This window comes from Ensifer sp. EB106-03-01-XG145, from assembly GCF_058792075.1.
Window position 1 is genome coordinate 1 of sequence record NZ_JBYTEC010000006.1, and the last position, 21,074, is coordinate 21,074.

The window sequence follows — 21,074 nt, forward strand, 5'->3', positions numbered from 1 at the left end:
ACGGGTTTGCAAGAAATGGGAGAAAGAACGCTATGTATTGATGATCGATCTTGACGTCAAAATCCTCATGTGAGCTGGGACGAAGGCACGGATACGCCCTCCGAGGTCCGCTTCGAACTCAGCCCGCGCGGCGACAAGGTGCTGCTGATCGTCACCCATACCCGGATCGCCAACCGCGGCATCATGACGAGCTTCTCCGCCGGCTGGCACGTGCATCTCGACCTGTTGCGCGACCTTTTGGAAGGAGAGCAGCCTGCAGCCTTCTGGAGCAAGTTTGCTGAGCTTGAACAGCAGTACGACGCGCGCATCCCCAAGCGCTGACCGCCCGAGGTGACGAGACCTCAGAAGGGTGCACCGGCAAGGATTGACCGCCTTGCCGGTGCTTTTTGTCACGTGCGGGCGAAACCGAGGATGAAGAGCGCCAGCGAACCGATCGAGGCGAAGGTGCGCACGTGGTTCCACCAGACCCAATCGGTGAGATAGCGCCAAAGCCACAGATCGGTCGCGGCCTGCCCGGGTGCAGCGGCCCCAAGCGCGTCGTTCATCGGCACGTTGAAGACGATCGTCACCAGAAGCACGCCGACGACATAGACCAGGCCGCCCGCGGCCAGCAGCCATCGGCCCTCGCCGCCCGAAATGAACGCGACGACAATCAGCGCCAGGCCAAGCAGCGCCGTGCCCATGAAGGCGCTGAGGAAGATCGGGTTCTGGATGACGACGTTGATGGCGTTCATCGCGGCGATCCCCTGCTCCGGCGGCAGCCGCGACAAGGCTTGCATGATGCAGACCGAGAAGATGAAGAACAGCCCGGCCATCAGGCCGGAACCGATCGCGGCGGCAAACGCCAGAGCGGGGATCATCGGGATCATGCGGCAATACTCCAAACACCAGTTGCTGCGGTTTCCCGGGCGTAGGTTGCAAAGTCGCGCGGCCGCCGCCCAAGCACGCGCTCGACGTCGGACGTCACACTCGAATTGCGCCCGTCGAGCACCGAGGTGAAGAGATAGCGGATGAGTTCGACATAGTCATCAGGCACGCCGTCAGCCTGCAATTGCGCGGCGAAGTCGGCAACCGGAATGGCCTGATAGGAGATCGGACGTTTGGCCGCGGCAGCGATCTCGGCCACGGCTTCGGCAAAGGTCATCAGCCTTGGACCGGTCAGAGAATAGACCTTGCCGACATGATCATCGTCGAGAAGCGCTTCAACCGCGACGTCGGCAATGTCGTCGCAGCTGACGAAAGGCTCGGTGACTGTATCCACGGGCAGGAAGACCGAACCGCTTGAGACCCCCTCGGCGAGGAAGCCTTCGTTGAAGTTCTCAAAGAACCAGCTCCCCCGAATGATCGTCCAGTCGGCGCCGGAGGCCTGCAGCGCGCGCTCGGCCGCTTCGGCCTCGTCCTCGCCGCGCCCCGACAAGAGCACCAGCCGCTTGATGCCCGCGCCGACGGCAAGGTTTGAGAACTTGCGGATGGTCTCGACAGAGCCCGGCACCGCCAGATCGGGCTGGTAGCAGACATAGATACGATCCACGTTCTCAAGCGCCGGCGCCCAGGTCGCCTCATCCGTCCAATCGAAGGACGGCGATGCCGAACGGGCACCGATGCGCACCGCAACACCCCGCTCTTGAAGGCGCTCGGCCACCCGCCGCCCCGTCTTGCCGGTACCGCCCAAAACCAGTGTGACTTTCTGAGACATCGCTTCCTCCTAAGGTTCATCAACAAACATGAGCATCTCTCACATTTGCAAATGTGATAAATCCTCGTATTTTAAGAGTCAAGCCAAAATGTGAGCATCACTCATGATTACAGAAACAAGCCCATCCGCGGTCCCCGCCGAAGACGAGACTGCGCTGCGCCGAACGCCCAGCCAGAAACGCAGCCGCGAGCGCGTCGAACAAATCCTTGCCTGCGCGACGGCGCTCATTCAGGAAAAGGGCAGCGACGCCATGCGGATGAGCGAAGTCGCTGAAAAGGCTGGAATTTCGATCGGCTCGCTCTACCAGTACTTCCCTGACAAGGCGGCGATCGTGCGCACGCTGGCCGAGCGCTACAATGCCGTGTGCAACGAGTGCATCGCTGCCGAACTTGCCAAGGTCACATCACTCGCGGAACTACGCGACGCCTTCTGTGTGCTGTTCGACATCTACTACGACATGTTCCTGGCCGAGCCCGTCATGCGCGACATCTGGTCGGCGATGCAGGCCGACAAGGCGCTGCGTGAGATCGATCTTCTGCAAAGCCGCGCCGGCGGAAAACTGCTTGCCGATGTCTGGGCCCGGCTCGTGCCCGATACGCCGCGCGAAACCATCGACAGTGCCGCTTTCCTGATCATGCATCTCGGCGATTGCACCATGCGGCTTGCGGTCTCGGTCGATCGCGCCGAGGGCGACCGCATCGTCGAGGCCTATAAACGCATGATCATCCGCGATTTTGTCGCGGATGGACCGGGCGGCGGCGCAAGTCCAATTGACATATTAGGGGTGCGATCCTAATCATCAGAGATCGATTGGTTCCCGGGACACGAACGTGTTTCGGGAGTAAACGGGAACGTGACGGATGGACCCATACTGGGCATTCACATCACGGCCGACCCCGCGACTGTAGAGCGACGTCGATCTGCCATTCCGGAGCGATCCGGAAGAAGCCACTGGAAGAGACCACGAGAGGGTGGTCGATCTGGGAAGGCGAGGCAGATCAAGGGCAATCCGCCCAGCGCCGTGAGCCAGGAAACCTGCCACTCGATACGGGCATAGGGCCCACACCGGGAATTTCCCGATGCCATCACGGAGGTTGTCATGGCTACGTCTACTGTTTCGAGCATTCCGCTCTCCCTCAGCGATCGTCTGACCGCTGGCGTCATCGCGCTCTTCATCGGCGCATTCCTCGTCTTCGGCGCCGGCCTTGCCAACTCGGCAGTGCTGCACGACACCGCGCACGACACCCGCCACTCCTACGGCTTCCCCTGCCACTAAGACGATGTTCCGGAACGTAACTCACGTTCCGCATCGAAGTGTCTGCGGACATGAACGCATCCGGCCTGTGCCGGATGTCGGTGTTTGTGCATGCCGGTTCGTCCGGCGCGCAACGGCCGTCCGCATGACAGAACGGGAAGGCTTGCAAACCACGCCGCAGCGCGTGGCTTTTGCCGTTATCGAGGGAATTCAAGATGATTGTCAGAACGCTTCTGGCCGCGATCGTGGCTGGACTGATTGCCGGTGTCTTCATGACCGGCGCCCAGGAATTTCGGGTAACCCCGCTGATCCTGCATGCGGAGGAATTCGAAGGCGAGGCTCCGGCCGCAACCGAACAGCCCGCTGCACAGCCTGGAACGACGCAACCCGCCGCCGAGGGCCATGACCAGCATTCGTCGCTGAAGGCGGTCTCACCGCTTTCCGCCATGCTCGATGCCCTGTCGCCGATCACGCCAGCCTATGCGCATGAGGGCGAACACGAGGAAGGCGGCATCATGTTCGGTATGAGCCGGTTCTCCGGCACACTCATTGCCAACCTCGTCACCGGCTCCGGCTTCGGCCTGCTCCTGGCCGGCGTCAGCCTGGTGATCGGTTACCCGATCACGCTCCGGAACGGCGCGCTCTGGGGCGCCTGCGGCTGGCTCGCCGTGCACATGCTGCCGGCAATCGGCCTGCCGCCGGAACTGCCGGGTTTCCCGGCCGCCGAACTCGGCGACCGCCAGACCTGGTGGCTGGCAACCGTCGCCCTCTCCGCAGTCGGTCTCTATCTCGTCGTCCTGCGCGAGGAGATCGTCTCCAAGGTCGCAGGCCTGGTGCTGATCGCAGCACCCCATGTCTACGGCGCGCCGCAGCCGGTCGATATTACGAGCAACGTTCCGGCCGTACTCGGCGCCGAGTTTGCGGTTGCCGCACTCGCCACCACGCTCGCCTTCTGGATCGTGCTTGGCGTCGTCTCCGGCTTCATCAACGAGCGTTTCGCGAGAGCAAACTGATCCGGCCGATCACGCCCCCCCATGGGCACCTGAACAAACGACGGCGGGGTTCAGGCCCCGCCGTTTTGCATGAGATGCGCGGCCAGCCGCGCGCGGCGATCGTCCGGCTCCAGCAGGACGCAGGTATCGCAGAAGCTGCCACCCTCCGTTTGGAAGTAGAGGCAACAGCCGCAACGGATCCGATATTGGCGCGACAGTTGCGCGCCGCTTGCCGGATCGACCGCGGAGATCTCCTCGTAGCAGAGCTCTTCCGAGAACAACCGCGAGCCCCGCCGCTTGACGATCGCAAGCGCCTCGGCCATGCCGCGCGCCTCGTCACCGATCGCGCGACCGATCTCCAGGAACGCTCCGGCAAGGGAATCCGCTGCCAGCCGCCACTGCGCCCCGGAAGAAAGCCCGGTGCGCTTTTTCAGGACCGCGATGACCGGCGCCAGATGGGCCGTGAAGCCGCGCTCGAAAGCGCTGATGCCTTCGGCATGCTGCGGCCCTTCCGCCACACCGAGGCGGAAATGATAACGCTTGCCGGCAACTTCCCGATCTTGGTGAAGGCGGGTCCACTCTTCGAAGCGAAGCCCGGCGATCTGCGCCTGAAGACCCGCGCCAAGATAGAGCGCGCCGAGAACCACACTCAGCTGGCGGCTGTAGAAGGCGATCAGATGTGCCGCCCGAATCCGGTCCGTCATGCCGATTGCGAAAAAGTCCTGATAGGCAAGGCTCTGCTCGATCCCGGTCCCACCAGCGGCCCAGAAGGCGGCCGGTGCGCTGAAGGCACTGTCCGCCGGCCCGAGCGAGACACCGGCGTCGGGGAACTGCGCGTGCAACCGCTCGACCACTGCCAGCGCCTGCGGCGGATATCCCTCGACCGTCCGCGCCATCCGCTGGTGATTTCTCGAATTCATGCCGTCTCCGTCGCCAGCCAGCCGCCCTCATATCCCGCGCGCTCAAGACCGCGCCGGATCGCCGGCAGGCTGCGTGTCAGCTCCCAGACGAAGCCGCTCCGCCAATTCTCGATCATCATCACGACGAGCCCCTGGTCAAGGCCGACGACACGCTCGTCGATCCAACCCGCAGGCCCCTCGCCAGCAAGGCTCGGATTGAACCCGCCCGGAAAGCGCCCTTCCTTCAGAAGCCCGGGATAGCCGGCCGCGACATGGCCGAGGGCCGATAGGGACGCATCCGGATCGAAAGGCAGACAGGCCGCTGCAGCCCAGGGCACGAGCGTGCCGTCATCCGGACCGAAGGGTGCGCCGCGGTTGACGTAGCCCAAAAGCCGCTGCCAGCGTCCGTCCTTGAGGCGCAGCCGGCCGCGTGGCGCATGGCAGGCACTGATCCCCCAGAGGCGTTCGCCATAGCCGGCGAAGCCACCGGGATTTCGCCACGCATGGTCGCGCTGCAGCGCGATGGCGCGCCGGCTGTTCTCGAAGTAATCCGTCCCCCTCTCGCGCATCGGCCGATCGCCGAGACCGCGAAGGTCAAGCCACGCCTGCGGGAACAGGTGGATGAACAGCGGCGCCGCATGGAGGTGAGGCCCGCCATCAACCGCGATCCAGTCGTAGCCCTCCGTAAAGGCGGTGTAGTGCTCCGGTTCGATCGCATGATCGGGCGCCCCGAGCGCCAGCACATAGAGCAGCAGCGCCTCGCTGTACCCGCGCCAGCGATGCTTCAGGAACCGGCCGGGCGGGCGCCAGCCCATCGTCAGTGTGTCACTCCGGTTCAACGCCCAGCGCCAGTCGACCCGCGCATAGAGCCTTTCAGCCAGCGTGCGGATCTCGCCTTCGTGTGTGTCCTCGCCGGAGAAATAGGCGGAAGCGGTCAGGCATCCGGCGATCAGCAGCGCCGTATCGACGGTCGAGAGCTCGCTGCGCCAGGTGCGCTCGCCGGTCCGCATATCGAGAAAGTGATAGTAGAAGCCGCGATAGCCGCTCGCCCGCTGGTCGCGCGACTGCGGGCTCTCGGCCAGGAAGCGCAGCGTGGTCAACACCCGCCCGATCGCCTCGCGGCGCGAAATCCACCCGCGCTCGACGCCGATGGGATAACAGGAAAGGCCGAAACCGGTCGCCGCAATACTCGACGGCGCGCCCGGCAGCGACGTGTCCGCGATCAATCCGGTGGCCGGATCGGCGTGATCGAGGAAGTATCCGAACGCCGCCTTCTGCAGGCCATCGGTTTGAAATAGCTCGGCATTTTCCGTCTGTTTCAGCATTCCGCCCTTCCGGACCCTGGCCCCAGTCACAAGTACTTCTGGGCTAACGCCGGCAAATCACTCTTTGTTGAAGGCCAGCTACACCCAAATAGTCGCCGAAATCCAATCCTGTGTTACATTCTTCTAATCTGACCGCGCGCAATGACTGGTTGAAGCGATGTTGAGCGTGTTGGCGTTGATCCTCTCATTGAGTGGTGGCCCGAGCCCATCGACCGCCGCGTCGACGGATGTCGATGTCGAACTGATCCTGGCCGTCGACATGTCCGGCTCGATGGATCTGGACGAGGCGCGCATCCAGCGCGCCGGTTACGTGGAGGCGCTCCGGCACCGCGATTTCCTCGATGCGGTCGCAAGCGGGCAACTGGGCAAGATCGCCATCGGCTATTTCGAATGGGCCGGAACGGTTAACGAATCCTCCGTCGTCGCCTGGCAAGTGATCTCCACCGCCGCCGACGCCGATGCCTTTGCCAAGCTGATCGAGGCGCGACCGGTCGGCACCCGCCGCGGCACGTCGATCTCGAACGCGATCACCTACGGTACGGTGCTGATCGATTCGAACGCCTTCAACGGCATACGCCGGGTCATCGACGTTTCCGGCGACGGCCCGAACAATATCGGCCCGCCGGTCATTCCCGCCCGCGAGACGGCAGTCGCCCGCGGCATCACCATCAACGGGCTTGCGATCCTCATCCGCCCCTCGGTCTCGACCGGCCCGCTCGACCAGTATTACGCCGAATGCGTCATCGGCGGTCCCGGGTCCTTCGTGCTGCCGGTGCACGAGCCGGAGGATTTTTCGATCGCAATTCGCCAGAAGCTGGTGCTCGAGGTCAGCGGCCTGCCGCCGCCGCCCACCGTCCGCCTGGCCGATGCCCTTCCGGCATCCGACTGCCTGATCGGCGAGAAGCTCAGGCCCGGCTTCCTCGACCGCGTCTATCCCGAACTCGACAAATAGCCCCTCGCCGCCCCTACAGCGCCGCGCGTCTTATCAGACGCGCAATGGTCGCTGTAGCACTTTGAAGCGCTGCATGTTTCGTCCTTAAATCGGGTACGATTTAAGGAAACATGCAGTTGTCGGCGCGCAACCCATGCGCGTCAGATTGTCGTTTCCCTTCGCTTCGCCCGGCGATAAGATGAGCCGTTATTTCGCGGATCGATTCATGTCCTTGACCACCACGCCTCCACTGGCCGACATGGCCACAGACACCGCCGCCGACACTGGCAGTCAGCATATCCGCGACACGTTGCGCGATGCGATCGTCGAGCGGCGGCTCGCCCCCGGCACCAAGCTTTCCGAAAGCGATGTCGGCGAACTCTTCAATGTCAGCCGCACGCTGGTGCGCGCCGCCCTGCAGGCGCTCTCCTATGAAGGGCTCGTCAGCGTCGAGAAGAACCGCGGCGCCTTTGTCGCCCATCCCTCGATCGACGAAGCCCGCCAGATCTTCGCGACCCGCCGGCTGATCGAACCGGGCGTCGTTCGGGCAGCGGCGCCCCATATCGGCAAGGCCGAGCTCGCCGAGCTCCGGCGCATGCTGGCGGCCGAACGGCAGCTCACCGAACAGCGCGGCCACTCGGCCCGCCGCGCCGAGATCAAGGCATCAGGCGATTTTCACCTGGCGCTCGCCGATCTCAGCCGCAACGCCATTCTTCGCCGCTTCATGGACGAACTCATTGCCCGCTCCTCGCTGGTGATCGCGCTTTACGGCCAGTCGACCGTTTCGAGCTGCGGCCACAACGAACATGACGAGATCGTCAACGCGCTGGAACGCGGCGACGTCGATACGGCCGCCAGACTGATGGTCCACCATATCGACCACATCGAAGCCGATCTCGACCTGCGCGTCCACAAATCGACCGACCTCAAGGCAGCACTCGAGCTTTAGGGCCCGCCTCAAGCCCTCCGGGAATCACGAAAAGTTCACGGGCCGAAAAAAGTCGCTGATCCGGCGGAACCATTCCCGCGCCACAGCGTTGGCCTCGCGCTCGAAAAAGACTGAGAACGAGGAAAGCAAATGAGCGAGAAGTTCTTCGCCACTCCCATCCCCCTCCGGTTATCTGCAAAACGGCAGACCGTCGTCAGAACGGTCTTCGAAGCCGTCGAGTTGCTGCGGCAATGGCCGGGACGTCGCGGACGGGAATACCGCGCGGCTCTCAGGCGCTGCCTGGACGCGCTGGATGGATTGACGAGTACGGACCGGGCCAGCCGCTGCTTTGCTGCCGCTGCCCGCGAATCGGGCCTGCTTCTGGCCTGACGTGGAAGTCCCCAAGGTCCGTAGATCGGGTCTCTCACGATGCGCCGAAGGACGATCGGCGCATCGCCCCCCAAGAACGCTGCCAGACCCCACGAGCGCGCTATTGCACTTTGTGACGAATAATACAGACGATCAGTCGGCGAGTTCGGCCGCTTCCTTCGTCTGACGGTCGGCAAGCACCTTCAGCGCTTCCTTGTCGAGACGCCAGTCCGGCGAGCCATAGCCAAGCGGCCATTTGTAAGGCTCCTTGTCGTTGAAGAACACGACGGTGGTCAGGAGCGGAAAGGCCCGGCGATAGGTCTGCTGGTCGAGGATTTCCTTGTACCAGGTGCGCCTGTAGTCGGCCGAGCCCGCGACGCCGAGTTCGGCGATCATCACCGGTTTGCCGAAGCCCGCGACGCGCTGGTATTTTTCGTTCAGCGCCTCGCCGAAGCGACGCTCACGCCCCCAATAGTCGACATCCATCTTCTGCAGGCCCCAGACGGGGATCCCGACGACATCGACGACATCGTCACCCGGATAATAGCCAGCGAGATTGCGATGGCCCTTCGGCGACCAGACGAACCGCGCTTCCGGCGCCAGCTCCCGGCATTTGCCGACGAAATATCGAAACGCCTTCTTGTAGCCTTCCTTGTCGCGGCGCGCCCAGGGATAGCGGCCATCGGGGTCCTCCATCTCGTGCCCCCACCGCACATAGACCGGGCCATCGAAAGCGGCCGCACGGGAGCAGACGTCGCCAATCTCGCGATCGAAGCGGCCTTTGCCGATATCGGCAAACAGCCTTTCGCCGCCGGCGCGCCAGTCGGCGGCATGGGTATAGGGCTCGACCGAGAGCATCAGCGCCCGCCCCTGCCGCGCCGCGATCGCGATCTTGCGCTTCAACAGCGCCCGGTCCGGCTTCTGCCAGTAGACGAAGACATGTTCGAGCTCGAGCGCATCGCTGTCGGCAACGGCGTCATGCGGATCGTAGACACCGATGTCGACCGCCCTCTCCGTCGCGCCTTTTGCCTGCGGCGCGATCGCCGCAGTCGTCAGCGCCCGGTCGATGCCATCGGCCGGATCATCCGCGCGCGCCGCCGGTGTTCCTGTGACGGCAAAAAGCGCCAGCGTTCCCGCGGCAAGGGCCGATCTCAAAAGTCTGGCAGACAACGAACATTCTCCGGCGGATCGTCTCTCGACGCCGCGAATGAAACCGGACACATCACGCGTGCGGCGGTCAGAAGGTCACCGCCAAAGAGGGGATCGCCCCGATCCCCAAACGATCCGAGGCGGCCTCGCCGCACCGGAGTTACGCAAACTCGAACAGAGACAGTCCGGTTAGAGCGAAGCTCTCAGGAAGCAGTGCGACGTGCGGCCGAAGCCGCTCGGCGAACAGATATAGGGCGCGCGGCCCAGATAGCTGGTTGCACTCTTTTTCACCGGCTGCGGCGCGACCACATCCTCATCAGCCTCGGCGACCCGCAACTGCTTCTCTTCCTTGCGGATCTTGACCGAAGGGCTTGCATAGGCGCTGGAATGGCTCGACGAAAACAGCGGCGTTTCACCGATGACCGTCGACGAGCAGCCGGCGGAAAGGAGCAGAAGGCCAAGAATGGAAGCGGTCGGTACGAGATACTTGAAACCCGAAATGGTGGTTCGGCTTTCGCCGGCACATGCGGTCTTATCTCGCATAAGCATCCTTTCGAATTGGCGGCTATGGCCGCCCGGTGCCTCCTTTGGGGGATATGGCGGCATTGTTCAACCCCCCTTTCCATTATAAATTGCTTAAATTAACAAATTCTTTCTTAGGATTTTCTTCCAGCGGTTGCGCCCGAAGGCACTACCCAAGCGCCAACGCGGCCGCAGATCGTCCGCACTCTGGGCTCGGGAAACGGTATGGGGATCGGCGAGACAAAGCAGGAAAACCAGATGCTTGCCCGACAGAAGGCGCGAAGGCGAACGCGCCCACCGCCGGCCACCCTACCCACTCCGCCGGCCACCACGCCCGGTGGTAGATGCGGCAACGGTAACGCCGGATGGTTCGCAAGGAAAAATTTCGTACGGCAGCGGGAAACCGGCGGCAATGGCACCGCAAACGCCGCGCTTACCGGTCCGTGGCACGCCATGGGAACGGAAGCAGCGCGCCCATTCCTCATTTTTAGCCACCGCGCATTTACAGTTCGTTGACCTCTGGCAGCCACTTTGGTGCCAGGCGCAACATGTTTGAGCGTATGCGCCCACTCCAAAACTGCCCGCGTCCTGCGGGCATTTTTTTTGGCATTTCAGCCGTTGCCCCGCGCGAGGAGAATAGTTCGACTCTTGCCGAGGCGTGAAGTGGTTAAAAGAAGAAGGGCTGTACCGTTCACGGCCTCAGAAAAACGCGTCTAAACAGAGACCGAGGCGACCACTGATCGGAACGCTCCAATGAGCCATTCGTTCTCGATCCTACGAGTCTCGCCCGTTGACTGGTAAACGTAAACTTAAAGACATCGCGAACTCCAATGCTTCGGACGGTTTCGTCGCTAACGTCGAAACTCTCACACGCTCTTTTTCTATGAAGGTTGCCGCGGTCCTTCCGAACGCCGCGAGAGCAGTGCCTGCAGATATGTCGCGATTTGGAGTGGATCCTTGGTCTCGCATTCCCAGATCACGCTGACCTTCCAGCCGAGCCTCTCTAGTGCGACACGTGCCCTCTCGTCCCTCTCAACATTGAGGGCGAACTTTTGGTGCCAGTATTCTGGACGAGTCTTTGGCAACGACGCCTTCTTGCAGCCAAGGTGCCGATGCCAGAAGCACCCGTGCACGAAGAGGGCAACGCGCGTCTTCGGAAAGACCAGGTCGGGTGTCCCTGGCAAGTCCTTGCGGTGTAATCGGAACCTGAAGCCCAGGGCATGAGCGGCTCTCCTTACCCGCATCTCCGGCGTCGTATTCGTGCCTCTAACGCGAGACATCAGCCATGAGCGATGTTCGGGTGCGAGACGATCAATCACGACTCACTCCGCTGCTTCAGGGCTCCAGCGGACCACCTCGGATTTTTTTCGAAGGAGGCCGAATATTGCCTTCGCGATCACTGGAGACACGCTGTTTCCGATCATCCGGAAACTATGCCAGATCGTGGGGTGGAAAACAAAATCGTCGCGAAAGCCTTGAAGTCGCGCCGCTTCGCGAACCGTTATCACTCGGGGCTCTGTTGGGTGTATGGGTCTAACGGCTTGGAACGAACCCCGGTCGCGACCGGTGCCCGCTCTTAACGTTGGGCATTGCCCGTCCCATCGCAACCTCGGGTACCGTCCCACTGTGTCCACTTCACCCTGGGCGAGGGCTCGGAAGCGCTCAACCACATCATCCCTGTGCGTTGTCCGACGATGGCCTGTGAATCTTCCGTCCTTTGCCCTCAAGCCACTGGCATAAGAGCCTTCTAGAGCTGTTTCAGACAGTTGCCAGACATCGAAACCGTCGTGAGTTCCGACGGGAGACGCGCTTGCCAGATCCGCGATGGCTTGGTGTACGGTCGTCGGCGCTTTTCTGAACTCGTCAAGGTCAATTTCGGCAATGCTATCCACCTCTGATGGATCGTATCCGATCACGAAGAGGCGCCGGCGGCGGGTTGGTGCCCCGAAATCGGCAGCGTCGAGAACCAGCGGTCCGACTAACCGGTAACGAGATGGGAGAATGCTAAGTGCTGCTTCCAACTCCGGACGAGCGTCCGAATATCCCAGTCCTTCCACATTCTCCATCACGAAGAACTTCGGTTGAAGCTCGGATACCAATCGATAGAAGTGCCCGAGCAGCGAGCGTCGGGGATCATCTGTGCGCCTATGACCCATCGCACTGAAAGCTTGGCAAGGAGGTCCTCCAAAAATCCCTCCGACCCGCTCTCCCAGCTCACGTTTGATGTCTGCACCCGAAAGGAGAGCGATATCCTGAATGGCCAGCCGTGTCCGAGGGTGGTTGTGGTGAAAGCTCGACGTGAGAATCTGGTCGACGTCGACCGCCAGAGTCGGACTGAATCCGGCCAATTCGGCACCGGAAGAGAAGCCTCCGCATCCACAAAAAAGATCTACAAGATGCATCTGATTTCAATCTTCCAAGACGTGATTCGTAAACACGTTCAAGTTAAAGTGGTATGTATCTTTAAGTCGAGCGCGGTTTTTGGTGCTAGCGCCGACATATGCAGGCAGGGGGACAACGTTGCAAGATCAGAATCCGAATGATGCCAGCGAGGACGACGTTGCGGCCGATCCTAACGCTATCGATGCAATGCCCACAAAGGCGTTCTTCGTCGAAATGCTGATAAGAGACATTCCACTGGAACGTGCGGTCCTTGACTTGGTGGATAACTGCATCGATGGCGCAAAGAGGCTTCGAGATCGGGAAAACAGAGACTTTTCTGGGCTAAGGGTGGACATCACCGTCTCCGCCGATCGCTTTGTCATCTCGGACAATTGCGGTGGTTTCAGCTCTCACATTGCAAAGACCTATGCGTTCCGGTTTGGCCGAGACAGCCAAGCAGAATCGACCAAATACTCCATCGGACAGTTCGGTGTCGGTATGAAGCGGGCACTGTTCAAGTTCGGGCGAAAATTCACTCTCACGTCCGCCACCGCCGTCGAGCGTTGGACAGTCGATGAAGATGTCGATACGTGGGAAAGGAAGAAGCGCTGGACTTTCGAATTCAAGACTCGTGACGATGGTCTTTCCGTTCCTCCTGAGGAACAAGGGACAACGATCGTGGTGGAGCGCCTTAGGCCCGAGGTGTCGTCGAAATTCAGCTCCCTGTATTTCACCCGGTCGCTGGCCGAAATGATACGTATTCATCAGCGGCAGTTCATTGCACGGGGGCTGGAGATCTGGTTCAACGGAGCCTCACTTTCTGCCACCAATCTCGAGTTGCTCGTCGGCGATGTCGCGCCGGCCGTGGATATGCTCGAACACACAGCTCCGGACGGGTCAGTCGTTCGCGTGCGGCTAGTGGCCGGTGTCGGAGCATCGAGCCCAACGCAAGCCGGGTGGTATGTAGTCTGCAATGGTCGCGTTGTGCTTGCGGCGGATCGAACGCCAACCACCGGATGGGGGCTGGACCGCGAGCACGAAGCAGACGTGCCAAGATACCACAACCAGTTTGCGAGGTTTCGCGGTGTCGCCTATTTCGAATGCGAGAATGCCGCATACCTTCCGTGGAATACCACTAAGACTGGGGTCGACGCCGACATCGGTGTATGGCGGGTTGCGCTGGAGAAGATGATTGTGCTGACGCGAGCGATCATCGATTTCCTGAACGAAGTCGATAGAGAATTGGAAGATCAGGGCTCCGACGGACCGCTGCAGCGAGCCCTCGGCGCCGCTTCCAAAACCCAGGTCGAGACAATAACCGCGCCCGCAGTATTTCAGACACCGGACAAGACTAAGTATTCCGGTCCCCGTAAGACGCGCATTGCCTATACTCGCCCCGTCGAACAGGTAGCGGCACTAATGGAGGCCTATGGCGTGGGCTCGGCAAAAGCAGTCGGGGAACGCACGTTCGACGCCGCATATCAAGAAGAAGAGGCTGACAAGTGACAGCCTCTTATCGTCTTATTGATTACTCCGTGCGACCGGCGAAGCACGCAGAGCGTCGGATGTTGTGCGACGCGTTCCGACGCTTATCGAAATTCGGCGCAGTCGAGCACTACCAATACGTTGGATTCGGCGCCATCTGGTTCTCCGACTTCTCGTTGTTCCATCGCGCACTCGGGATATCGCGGATGTACTGCATCGAACGCGAAGTTCATCACCGCGAACGTTTCGAATTTAACAAGCCATTTGGCGGCATCGAAATGATGTTCGGTAGGTCCTCTCAGGAGTTGCCAAAAATTGACTGGCGGCGAAGAACGATCTGCTGGTTAGATTATGACGATCAGCTTAACGTCGATATCCTGGCAGATGCAAGGACGGTGGCTAATGCCGCAACAAGCGGCACTGCCATTTTCGTCAGCCTTCAGGCCAGCACGAAGCCGACCTATGATGTCAGTCCCGACGAAAAGGCCGAGGTAGAAACCGTCGAGAAATTCAGGGAGGTATTTGGGGCAAGGAGAACTCCGAATGAAATGACGATGAAGGATCTCTCCGCCTGGAGGATGTCGCGTCTCTACAGAGACATCGTTGTGAACGAAATCAACGACGCCCTAATTGCCCGTAACTCAACTCTCCCGGCAGGTCAGCGGCTATCGTTCAGGCAGATCGTATCGATGGAATATGCAGACGGAGCCAAGATGGCGACCATAGGCGGCGTGTTCGTCGAGGAGGGCCAGGAAGCTGTGTTCAACGCTTGCGACTTCGAACGCCTACCATTTTTCCGCGCCAATAACGAAAACGCCGTTCGTATTGAAATCCCGAAGTTGACACCGAAAGAGATGCGAGCGATCGAGAAATTGCTGCCGGCCGACAGTATCGCGACACTTGCTTGCGAACCGGCTCCAGGGCGGGACGCAAGAGCGTTCGCCCTGCTGTATCGCTATCTCCCGAGCTTTGCTTCGTTTGATCCCTGAACAAAGCCAGGAGCTCGGCTGTCAAGAGAGGCGTGCCATCTGTCTCGATGGCCCGTCTTTTTCCGTGCTGAGACTCAACCTCGGTTGGGATTCGCAAGCGCCTGCCCGATCCTGTTAAATCTTTCTTGCAGAGTAGTAAGTTGCTTTCTGCGCTTGTGTGAAGCAATAGCGGTGGCGGATCGGCCCCGTCGCAATTGCTTCCAGCTCGGAGTGTTTTTCAGGGTGTCTTTCGCACCACTGCTCGCGCTATACGTTGCTCAACGCCGACAACTTAGAACTGAGCATTGCGGCCTGACGTCGTTGAGCGCGGCAGACAGCGTTGCTAGCGTAGAGGTAAGAATTTCTCGCATCATACCTGGTTCTTCCATTAACGCATCGTCGCGCCGGCTAGGATACGCGCTCGACGCTTAGCTTTATCGATGGGAAGAGCGCCAAGGCGAATCCGTATCGGCGATACTCCTCATTTTTCCTGATAAGTAGTTGGGACGCGTTGTTGAAACGAGAACCCGGACGGTTCGACGCCGAAGATACATAACTTTTCGATAGGCCCGACAGAGGTACATTCTTTTGTACTCAGGAAAACGGATGCTCGAATGAACGGAACCTCAGGAGCATGAGATCGATGGTGGGCCCGGAGGGACTCGAACCCCCAACCAAGCGGTTATGAGCCGCCGGCTCTAACCATTGAGCTACAGGCCCACGCTGGATCTGCAGGCGTCCTCAAAACGTACCGATTCGAGGATAAGGCATGCAGCAACTCTAAGTACTACAGCAACCTTTGCGCCTCTGATAAAAACGCGTGGCACCGTAGTGATCCAGGTGCGCGAACCAATGGCAGTTCGCGGTGGCAATGGCTCTAGCCGAAAACCTTTTTGCCGACAAGCCATTGCCGCAATGCTCACACAATCGCCGAGCATGAAGACGCCAGGGACGGAACAACCGGAGAGACATAGACCATGATTTCCACACGCACTGCCCGCACGCTTTCGATCGCCGCTTTTGCCGCCGCTTTTGCCGGTGTAGCCGCCGCTCAGGCGCAGGAGACCGACAAGGACAAGGCGACCATCGTCGTTGCCGGCGAAGGCCGCGCGACGGTCGCGCCCGACATGGCGGTCCTGCAGCTCAGCGTCGTCAAGGACGCCAAGACCGCCCGCGAAGCGCTGGACGCCAACAACAAGGCCATGGCCGAAGTGCTGAAGGCGTTGAGGGCCGACGGCATTGCCGATCGCGACCTGCAGACGAGCGGCTTTTCGGTGAACCCGCAATACAACTACCCGACCAATACCGACGGCGGCAATCGCCCGCCGGAGCTGATCGGCTACCAGGTGGTAAACGGCGTCAGCGTCCGCGTGCGTGACCTCGCCAAGCTCGGCGAAATCGTCGACAAGTCGGTGACGCTCGGCGTCAACCAGGGCGGCGGCGTGCAATTCACCAACGACAAGCCGGAAGGGGTCATCACCGAGGCGCGCAAGGCGGCGGTCGCCGACGCCATCGTCAAGGCGAAGGTTCTCGCCGAAGCTGCCGGCGTCTCGATCGGCAAGATCCTCAACATCTCAGAACAGGGCTTCCGTCCCGAGCCGATCCCGATGATGCGCGCCGGCACGGCCAAGGAATATGCCGCCGACGCCGTTCCGGTCGCAACCGGCGAGAACAGCTACAACGTCACGGTCAACGTGACCTTCGAAATCAAGCAGTAAGCTTGCAAGGCCCGCCGCAACCGCGCGCGGGCTTTCGCTTAAGCCTCGCCCCTGGTGCCGGAGATCGGCGCCGGGGGCGAAGTGTTTTGGGCGGCACGCCGAGTGTGCGTTTGCGGATGTGTGTGGAGGTGCGAAGCAGGTGTTGCCGCGGTCGCGGCTACCGACAGTCCGACCGCCCAAGGAAGCCTTTGGGTCGAAACCAGCTCGGGCTACGCGCGTCATCCTCGCCCTTGAGGCGAGAACCAAGGTCGTCATCGCTGTGCGCATAGGCGCGGGTCAGGCCCGAGGATGACGTTTGAGGAGAGGCGTTTGCCCAAAATAGTCGGCGGAGGGGCCTGCCTCGGAGCGCGTGCCTGGGCATGACCACCCGTTGGCAAAAACGAAAAAGGCCCCCCATGCCGAAGCATGAGGGGCCATTCTTCCGCCGGCCGGGGGAGACAAGGCGGGAAGATTTGTTACCAGCGACCGATCGTCGGGCAGCCGCGGGCGTTTGCGAAGACGATCGTCTGGCGGTAGCCGTGGCGGCGGCCTTCGACGACGACGCGGCGCGGCGTGACGTCGGCGACATAAGCGCGGCGCAGGCCGCGATCGCGGGCCTTGTCGACGGCCATCCACGGTGCGCAGCGGCCGCGGCGATCACGATCCCAGTGGCGGTCACGGCCGCGACCCCAGTCGCCCTCGTCGCCGTAGCCGCCGTTATAGTCGCGGTACTGCACGTCGATGCCGTCACTCGGGCCGAAGCCGAATTCGATCGAGTCCGCCGAAGCGGTGGAGGCTGCACCAAGCAGGCCAGTCAATCCAATGACGGCGGCGGCAGCGGCGTTAAAAAAGCGGTTCTTCATGACATCTCTCCAGGCTTGAAGGGTTCAATGGGCAATCACCGTCCCAAGCGATTGAGCAAAGAATAGGTTTCCCAAGCTGAACGACAGCGGAACCTGGTGTTCATGGGAGGTTCAGATTGCCGGAGCGTGATCCGCTCCTCTTTGGCGCGAGATTCGCCCTGCAAGGAAGGCCGCCCCACGGAGCACGTCTGAATGATAAGCTACTGATCCAAATTGATTTCTTGAAATCAAGACGCGCAACGGCGGCTCGCAACGCAAGGAGCAAATCGGCCGCTCGATCATCGCAGCAAAGGCAAATCAGGCGTCGCCGGGACGGCCGCGCCCAAGGAACGCTGAGGCATTTTCTGCCGTCGAAGGTGGTGGTCAGCCGATTCGCGGGCAGCCATAGGCATTGGCGAAGACGACCCGGCTCAAATATCCGCGGCGCCAACCGACCACGACGACACGGGAATGGGTGACCCGCTCGACCCGGGCGCGATGGAAGCCCAGGCGCCAGGCCCTGCGCAGTGCTTCGCGCGGCGAGCAGTAGCCGCGATGGCGAACGAGATCGACGTCGCCACGCTCCATCGTCGGCAGCGGCATCGGGGCCGCAGCCTCGGCCGGCAGGCTCGCGAAGCTCGTCACGGCGAGCGCAACCGCCAGAACCGAATTACGAAACATGGCTTTCATGGATCTTCTCCCGGTCAACGCAAAACAACAATCCGGTCGGCAACCGGTGCCATAGGATAGGCAGCCCGCGCGCGCCTGCCATCGTAAACTTCCGCCATCGCGCGTTTCTGTCAATCCGAGCTCTCGTCAGCCGGCGAGCGCCCGTTCGAAAACGCGGATGTTGCGATAGTGGCTGAGGCGGGTGATGGCGCCGTCTTCGATCTCGAAGATCAGCACGCTTGGAATGGAATAGCTCTGGCCGGACGCGGCGGGGAAGCCCTCCATCGTTTCGCGATAGGTGCCACGCGCCGTCAGGTCCGCCGCCACCCGCTGGCCGAAGGCATCGCGCATCAACACCACATCGCCGAATTGTTCGTCGAAACGGCGCAGATAATTCATCAGCCAGGCGCGCAAGGGGCCAACGCCGACGGTGCGCTGGCCGGTCAGCGAATCGAGCTCGACATCCTCATGGACGAGCCGAGCCAGCGCCTCGAAATCACGCTGGTTCAGCGCTTCGATGAAGCGATTGGCAATGGTCTGTGCATCCGTCATCCTGTTCCTCTCCCGCGCCGCGCTGTAGCCCTTTGGTCTCCATGCTCTAACTAGAACGGATCCCGTGCCGGTCAATTGCGCCCTGTCGCATCGATCGGGCGGCGATCAAGCGCCAAGGTGCAGCACGATCTCGCGGCGGTGCGGCCGGTCGCGATGTTCGAAGAGGTAGATCCCCTGCCAGGTGCCAAGCAGCATACGACCACCGGCAACGGGAATGCCGAGCGAAACCGGCGTCAGCGCCGCCTTGATATGCGCCGGCATATCATCCGGTCCTTCCTGGGTGTGCACGACCCAGCTCATCGAGGGATCGGAAGATGGCGGCACCAGGCGACGGAAAAAGGCGTCGAGGTCGCGTCTCACATCCGGGTCGGCGTTTTCCTGGATGAGAAGCGAGCAGGACGTGTGCCGGACGAAGACGGTCAAAAGCCCCTCGCCGTCCGTATTGGCCCGCACGAAGGCGGCCGCCTCGACCGTGAACTCGTAGAGCCCCTGGCCGCGGGTGGAAATGGTGATGCTCGTCTGCGGCATGTCGATCTCCGGCGGTCAACGCAAGGCAGGTGCAACGCGTTGATTTGCCCAACGCTTCTACCCCTGGACCGTTCCCGGTCCAAGGCAGTGATCGCAGGAAAAGGCAACGCGTCGACTACATCTCCAGGAACGTCTGGAAGCCGCCATAGATCATGCGCTTGCCGTCGAAGACTTCCTTCCAGGCATCGCCCTGCAGCCGCGGATCGGCCATCACCTTGGCGACGATCGTGTCGCGGTCGGCGCGGGACTTGTAGGCGATCCACGAGAAGACCACGGTCTCGTCGTCCTTGGCCTGCACCGAGCGGGGGAAGGACGTCACCTCGCCATAGGGCACGTCATCTGCCAGGCATTCGTTGTAGGAGAGCGCGCCATACTCCATCCAGACATCGCCGGCCGCCTTGGCCATCGCCTTGTACGCCTCGATATTCGCCTTCGGCACGGCAACGACAAAACCATCCACATAGTTCATTGAGAAATCCTCCTTGGTTCTTTCGACCAGCATAGGACGCGTGAGGCGCAAAGGTTCCGACACCAGCTCCAATTTTTTTCGAGCGGCGCCTGTCGGAACGGGCAACGCCCGTTCGTCCTTAGTTGGTACCAATCACCACGGGAGACATATCCATGCAGAAGATCACGCCCTTTCTCTGGTTCGACGATCAACTGGAGGAAGCCATCGGCTTCTACACCTCCATCTTCCGCAACGCCCGCGTCACGGACATCAATAAGGGACCCGATGGCAGGGCCTTCACTGCGAGCTTCGAACTCGAGGGGCAGCATTTCATGGGGCTGAACGGCGGCCCGCATTTCAAGTTCAACGAGGCGGTATCGTTTTTCGTGCGCTGCGCCGACCAGACGGAGGTCGACTACTATTGGAACCGGTTGCTCGAAGGCGGCACGCCGCAGCATTGCGGCTGGTTGAAGGACAAGTTCGGCCTTGCCTGGCAGATCATTCCCGACGCGCTGATGCGACACCTCAGCGATCCAGATCCGGCCCGCGCCGCCCGCGCCCAGCAGGCAATGATGGGCATGATCAAGATCGAGGTCGCCGAACTCGAGCGCGCGGCGGCCGGCTAGAGCATCCCGCTTTCAAGTGGAATCACTTGAAAGCGGAAAGATGCTCTAGAATCAAAGTACTAGAGCGACCTTGGTGCGTTCTCTGAACGCACGGCGCTCTAGAGCAATTCCAGCCAAAGTGTGAACGGTTTTGCGTCCGGAATAGCGTAAAAAACAGCTAGAGCGTTTCCGCAGGCCCGTTTTTGACCGGAAACGCTCTAGCTGCCGCAGCCGCGCAATTGCCGATTGTAGATCGAAGCCATGCCGGCCGCCCGCTTGGCGCCGGTCTTGGCCGTATCGCTCCAGTTGCCCCGCGCATAGCCGGCGTGGCCGTGGTAATAGGCGACGTAGAGCCGGTAGGCGTCGTTGAGCGCAATGCCGTTCTGCTGTGCGCTCTCGCGGTGATACCAGGCAATGAAGCGGATGGCGTCGCCGAAGTCCGAGCGTCGCGCCGCCCAGCGGCCGGTCTCGCTCTGGTAGCGCGCCCAGGTGCCGTCGAGCGCCTGGGAGTAGCCGTAGGCGGTCGAAACGCGCGTCCAGGGGATGAAGCCGAAGAGCTTGGTGCGCGGCGGCCGCGCATTATGGCGGAAGCCGGACTCGGTATAAACAGTCGCCAACAGGATCGGCACGGGCACGCCGTATTCGCGCTCGGCGCCATAGGCGGCACGGCGCCAATTGTGGAACAGGCCATCTCGCTGCTCGAAAACCGCACAGGCATTCCGGGTGTCTCTCGGCACCGTTCCGCAGCCGGCCAGCAACAGGAGGACGACGACAAATACGCAACGCATCGCAGAACCTCGGGTTTCCGAGAGATTGATAAAGTGTAAACGTT

The 21,074-nt window shown here is 61.4% G+C and carries 25 protein-coding genes, 1 tRNA gene and 1 riboswitch; of the genes, 11 read left to right on the top strand and 15 right to left on the bottom strand.

All coding sequences use genetic code 11. The annotated features are described in order from the left end of the window. Positions 1-69 precede the first annotated feature (69 nt). Positions 70-321 carry an SRPBCC domain-containing protein gene (locus AC3WWH_RS16100; RefSeq protein WP_057253227.1) on the top strand — a complete coding sequence of 84 codons (252 nt, stop codon included), beginning with the start codon at positions 70-72 and terminating at the stop codon, positions 319-321. Positions 322-389: 68 nt separating this feature from the next. Here the strand turns inward: AC3WWH_RS16100 and AC3WWH_RS16105 are convergent, their stop codons facing one another. Together AC3WWH_RS16105 and AC3WWH_RS16110 are read right to left on the bottom strand one after the other, a co-directional pair. Further along, the gene (locus AC3WWH_RS16105) at positions 390-869 is read right to left on the bottom strand and encodes an anthrone oxygenase family protein (RefSeq protein ID WP_058324757.1); all 480 of its coding nucleotides are present in this window, start codon (positions 867-869) and stop codon (positions 390-392) included. Then, positions 866-1,696 carry an NAD(P)H-binding protein gene (locus tag AC3WWH_RS16110; protein WP_058324756.1) on the bottom strand — a complete coding sequence of 277 codons (831 nt, stop codon included), beginning with the start codon at positions 1,694-1,696 and terminating at the stop codon, positions 866-868. Before AC3WWH_RS16110 ends, AC3WWH_RS16105 begins: the two co-directional genes overlap by 4 nt. A 103-nt stretch (positions 1,697-1,799) precedes the next feature. Here AC3WWH_RS16110 and AC3WWH_RS16115 point away from each other — a divergent pair, with 103 nt between their 5' ends. From AC3WWH_RS16115 to AC3WWH_RS16125, 3 genes are all read left to right on the top strand, one after another. Continuing rightward, positions 1,800-2,492, top strand: a complete 693-nt coding sequence (locus AC3WWH_RS16115; RefSeq protein WP_058324755.1) for a TetR/AcrR family transcriptional regulator — start codon at positions 1,800-1,802, stop codon at positions 2,490-2,492. Next, a riboswitch (cobalamin riboswitch) is annotated at positions 2,491-2,753 on the top strand. It overlaps the preceding gene by 2 nt. A gap of 42 nt (positions 2,754-2,795) precedes the next feature. Beyond that, positions 2,796-2,972 (top strand): CbtB domain-containing protein, encoded by a 177-nt coding sequence (locus AC3WWH_RS16120; protein WP_057253219.1) that lies wholly within the window; start codon positions 2,796-2,798, stop codon positions 2,970-2,972. A 194-nt stretch (positions 2,973-3,166) separates the two neighbouring features. Continuing rightward, the gene (locus AC3WWH_RS16125; protein WP_058324754.1) at positions 3,167-3,964 is read left to right on the top strand and encodes a CbtA family protein; all 798 of its coding nucleotides are present in this window, start codon (positions 3,167-3,169) and stop codon (positions 3,962-3,964) included. Between the two features lie 50 nt (positions 3,965-4,014). On the opposite strand, the gene AC3WWH_RS16130 is transcribed toward AC3WWH_RS16125, so the two are convergent. Then, positions 4,015-4,863 (bottom strand): (2Fe-2S)-binding protein, encoded by an 849-nt coding sequence (locus AC3WWH_RS16130; RefSeq protein ID WP_245299281.1) that lies wholly within the window; start codon positions 4,861-4,863, stop codon positions 4,015-4,017. Beyond that, positions 4,860-6,167 (bottom strand): glucoamylase family protein, encoded by a 1,308-nt coding sequence (locus AC3WWH_RS16135; protein WP_058324752.1) that lies wholly within the window; start codon positions 6,165-6,167, stop codon positions 4,860-4,862. The genes AC3WWH_RS16130 and AC3WWH_RS16135 overlap by 4 nt, the downstream gene beginning before the upstream one ends. Positions 6,168-6,324: 157 nt before the next feature. Here AC3WWH_RS16135 and AC3WWH_RS16140 point away from each other — a divergent pair, with 157 nt between their 5' ends. From AC3WWH_RS16140 to AC3WWH_RS16150, 3 genes are all read left to right on the top strand, one after another. After that, positions 6,325-7,119 carry a DUF1194 domain-containing protein gene (locus tag AC3WWH_RS16140; RefSeq protein WP_057253211.1) on the top strand — a complete coding sequence of 265 codons (795 nt, stop codon included), beginning with the start codon at positions 6,325-6,327 and terminating at the stop codon, positions 7,117-7,119. A 205-nt stretch (positions 7,120-7,324) separates the two neighbouring features. Continuing rightward, positions 7,325-8,047: a GntR family transcriptional regulator gene (locus AC3WWH_RS16145; RefSeq protein WP_082641200.1), complete on the top strand. Its 723-nt coding sequence runs from the start codon at positions 7,325-7,327 to the stop codon at positions 8,045-8,047. A gap of 129 nt (positions 8,048-8,176) precedes the next feature. Then, positions 8,177-8,416 (top strand): DUF982 domain-containing protein, encoded by a 240-nt coding sequence (locus tag AC3WWH_RS16150; RefSeq protein ID WP_057253209.1) that lies wholly within the window; start codon positions 8,177-8,179, stop codon positions 8,414-8,416. A 132-nt stretch (positions 8,417-8,548) separates the two neighbouring features. Here AC3WWH_RS16150 and AC3WWH_RS16155 read toward each other — a convergent pair whose 3' ends face one another. From AC3WWH_RS16155 to AC3WWH_RS16170, 4 genes are all read right to left on the bottom strand, one after another. Then, on the bottom strand, positions 8,549-9,565 hold the full coding sequence (locus AC3WWH_RS16155; RefSeq protein ID WP_156433230.1) for a glycoside hydrolase family 26 protein: 1,017 nt from the start codon (positions 9,563-9,565) through the stop codon (positions 8,549-8,551). A gap of 168 nt (positions 9,566-9,733) precedes the next feature. After that, positions 9,734-10,087, bottom strand: coding sequence for a hypothetical protein (locus AC3WWH_RS16160; RefSeq protein ID WP_058324750.1), 354 nt, complete (start codon positions 10,085-10,087; stop codon positions 9,734-9,736). Between the two features lie 860 nt (positions 10,088-10,947). After that, the gene (locus tag AC3WWH_RS16165) at positions 10,948-11,385 is read right to left on the bottom strand and encodes a very short patch repair endonuclease (RefSeq protein ID WP_058324749.1); all 438 of its coding nucleotides are present in this window, start codon (positions 11,383-11,385) and stop codon (positions 10,948-10,950) included. Between the two features lie 3 nt (positions 11,386-11,388). Then, positions 11,389-12,468, bottom strand: coding sequence for a DNA cytosine methyltransferase (locus AC3WWH_RS16170; RefSeq protein ID WP_058324748.1), 1,080 nt, complete (start codon positions 12,466-12,468; stop codon positions 11,389-11,391). A gap of 118 nt (positions 12,469-12,586) precedes the next feature. Between AC3WWH_RS16170 and AC3WWH_RS16175 the strand changes: the two genes are divergently transcribed. Further along, the gene (locus tag AC3WWH_RS16175) at positions 12,587-13,954 is read left to right on the top strand and encodes an ATP-binding protein (RefSeq protein ID WP_058324747.1); all 1,368 of its coding nucleotides are present in this window, start codon (positions 12,587-12,589) and stop codon (positions 13,952-13,954) included. Further along, positions 13,951-14,922 (top strand): O-methyltransferase, encoded by a 972-nt coding sequence (locus tag AC3WWH_RS16180; RefSeq protein WP_156433229.1) that lies wholly within the window; start codon positions 13,951-13,953, stop codon positions 14,920-14,922. The genes AC3WWH_RS16175 and AC3WWH_RS16180 overlap by 4 nt, the downstream gene beginning before the upstream one ends. Positions 14,923-15,545: 623 nt before the next feature. Here the strand turns inward: AC3WWH_RS16180 and AC3WWH_RS16185 are convergent. Further along, positions 15,546-15,621 (bottom strand) — tRNA-Ile (locus tag AC3WWH_RS16185). A gap of 257 nt (positions 15,622-15,878) precedes the next feature. Between AC3WWH_RS16185 and AC3WWH_RS16190 the strand changes: the two genes are divergently transcribed. Next, on the top strand, positions 15,879-16,619 hold the full coding sequence (locus AC3WWH_RS16190; RefSeq protein WP_058324745.1) for an SIMPL domain-containing protein: 741 nt from the start codon (positions 15,879-15,881) through the stop codon (positions 16,617-16,619). 455 nt (positions 16,620-17,074) lie between these two features. Here the strand turns inward: AC3WWH_RS16190 and AC3WWH_RS16195 are convergent, their stop codons facing one another. From AC3WWH_RS16195 to AC3WWH_RS16215, 5 genes are all read right to left on the bottom strand, one after another. Continuing rightward, entirely contained in the window at positions 17,075-17,461 is a 387-nt protein-coding gene (locus AC3WWH_RS16195) for a hypothetical protein (protein ID WP_058324744.1), read from the bottom strand. 363 nt (positions 17,462-17,824) lie between these two features. Continuing rightward, positions 17,825-18,130, bottom strand: a complete 306-nt coding sequence (locus AC3WWH_RS16200; RefSeq protein WP_058324743.1) for a hypothetical protein — start codon at positions 18,128-18,130, stop codon at positions 17,825-17,827. 126 nt (positions 18,131-18,256) lie between these two features. After that, complete coding sequence (locus AC3WWH_RS16205; RefSeq protein WP_057253198.1) at positions 18,257-18,661, bottom strand: ketosteroid isomerase-related protein; 405 nt, start codon at positions 18,659-18,661, stop codon at positions 18,257-18,259. Between the two features lie 105 nt (positions 18,662-18,766). Then, positions 18,767-19,189 carry a secondary thiamine-phosphate synthase enzyme YjbQ gene (locus AC3WWH_RS16210; RefSeq protein WP_058324742.1) on the bottom strand — a complete coding sequence of 141 codons (423 nt, stop codon included), beginning with the start codon at positions 19,187-19,189 and terminating at the stop codon, positions 18,767-18,769. A gap of 115 nt (positions 19,190-19,304) precedes the next feature. Next, positions 19,305-19,658, bottom strand: a complete 354-nt coding sequence (locus tag AC3WWH_RS16215; protein WP_057254348.1) for a DUF1428 domain-containing protein — start codon at positions 19,656-19,658, stop codon at positions 19,305-19,307. A gap of 152 nt (positions 19,659-19,810) precedes the next feature. Between AC3WWH_RS16215 and AC3WWH_RS16220 the strand changes: the two genes are divergently transcribed. Beyond that, positions 19,811-20,263, top strand: a complete 453-nt coding sequence (locus AC3WWH_RS16220; protein WP_058324741.1) for a VOC family protein — start codon at positions 19,811-19,813, stop codon at positions 20,261-20,263. Positions 20,264-20,460: 197 nt separating this feature from the next. Here the strand turns inward: AC3WWH_RS16220 and AC3WWH_RS16225 are convergent, their stop codons facing one another. Continuing rightward, positions 20,461-21,030 carry a transglycosylase SLT domain-containing protein gene (locus tag AC3WWH_RS16225; protein WP_058324740.1) on the bottom strand — a complete coding sequence of 190 codons (570 nt, stop codon included), beginning with the start codon at positions 21,028-21,030 and terminating at the stop codon, positions 20,461-20,463. Between the last annotated feature and the right edge of the window lie 44 nt (positions 21,031-21,074).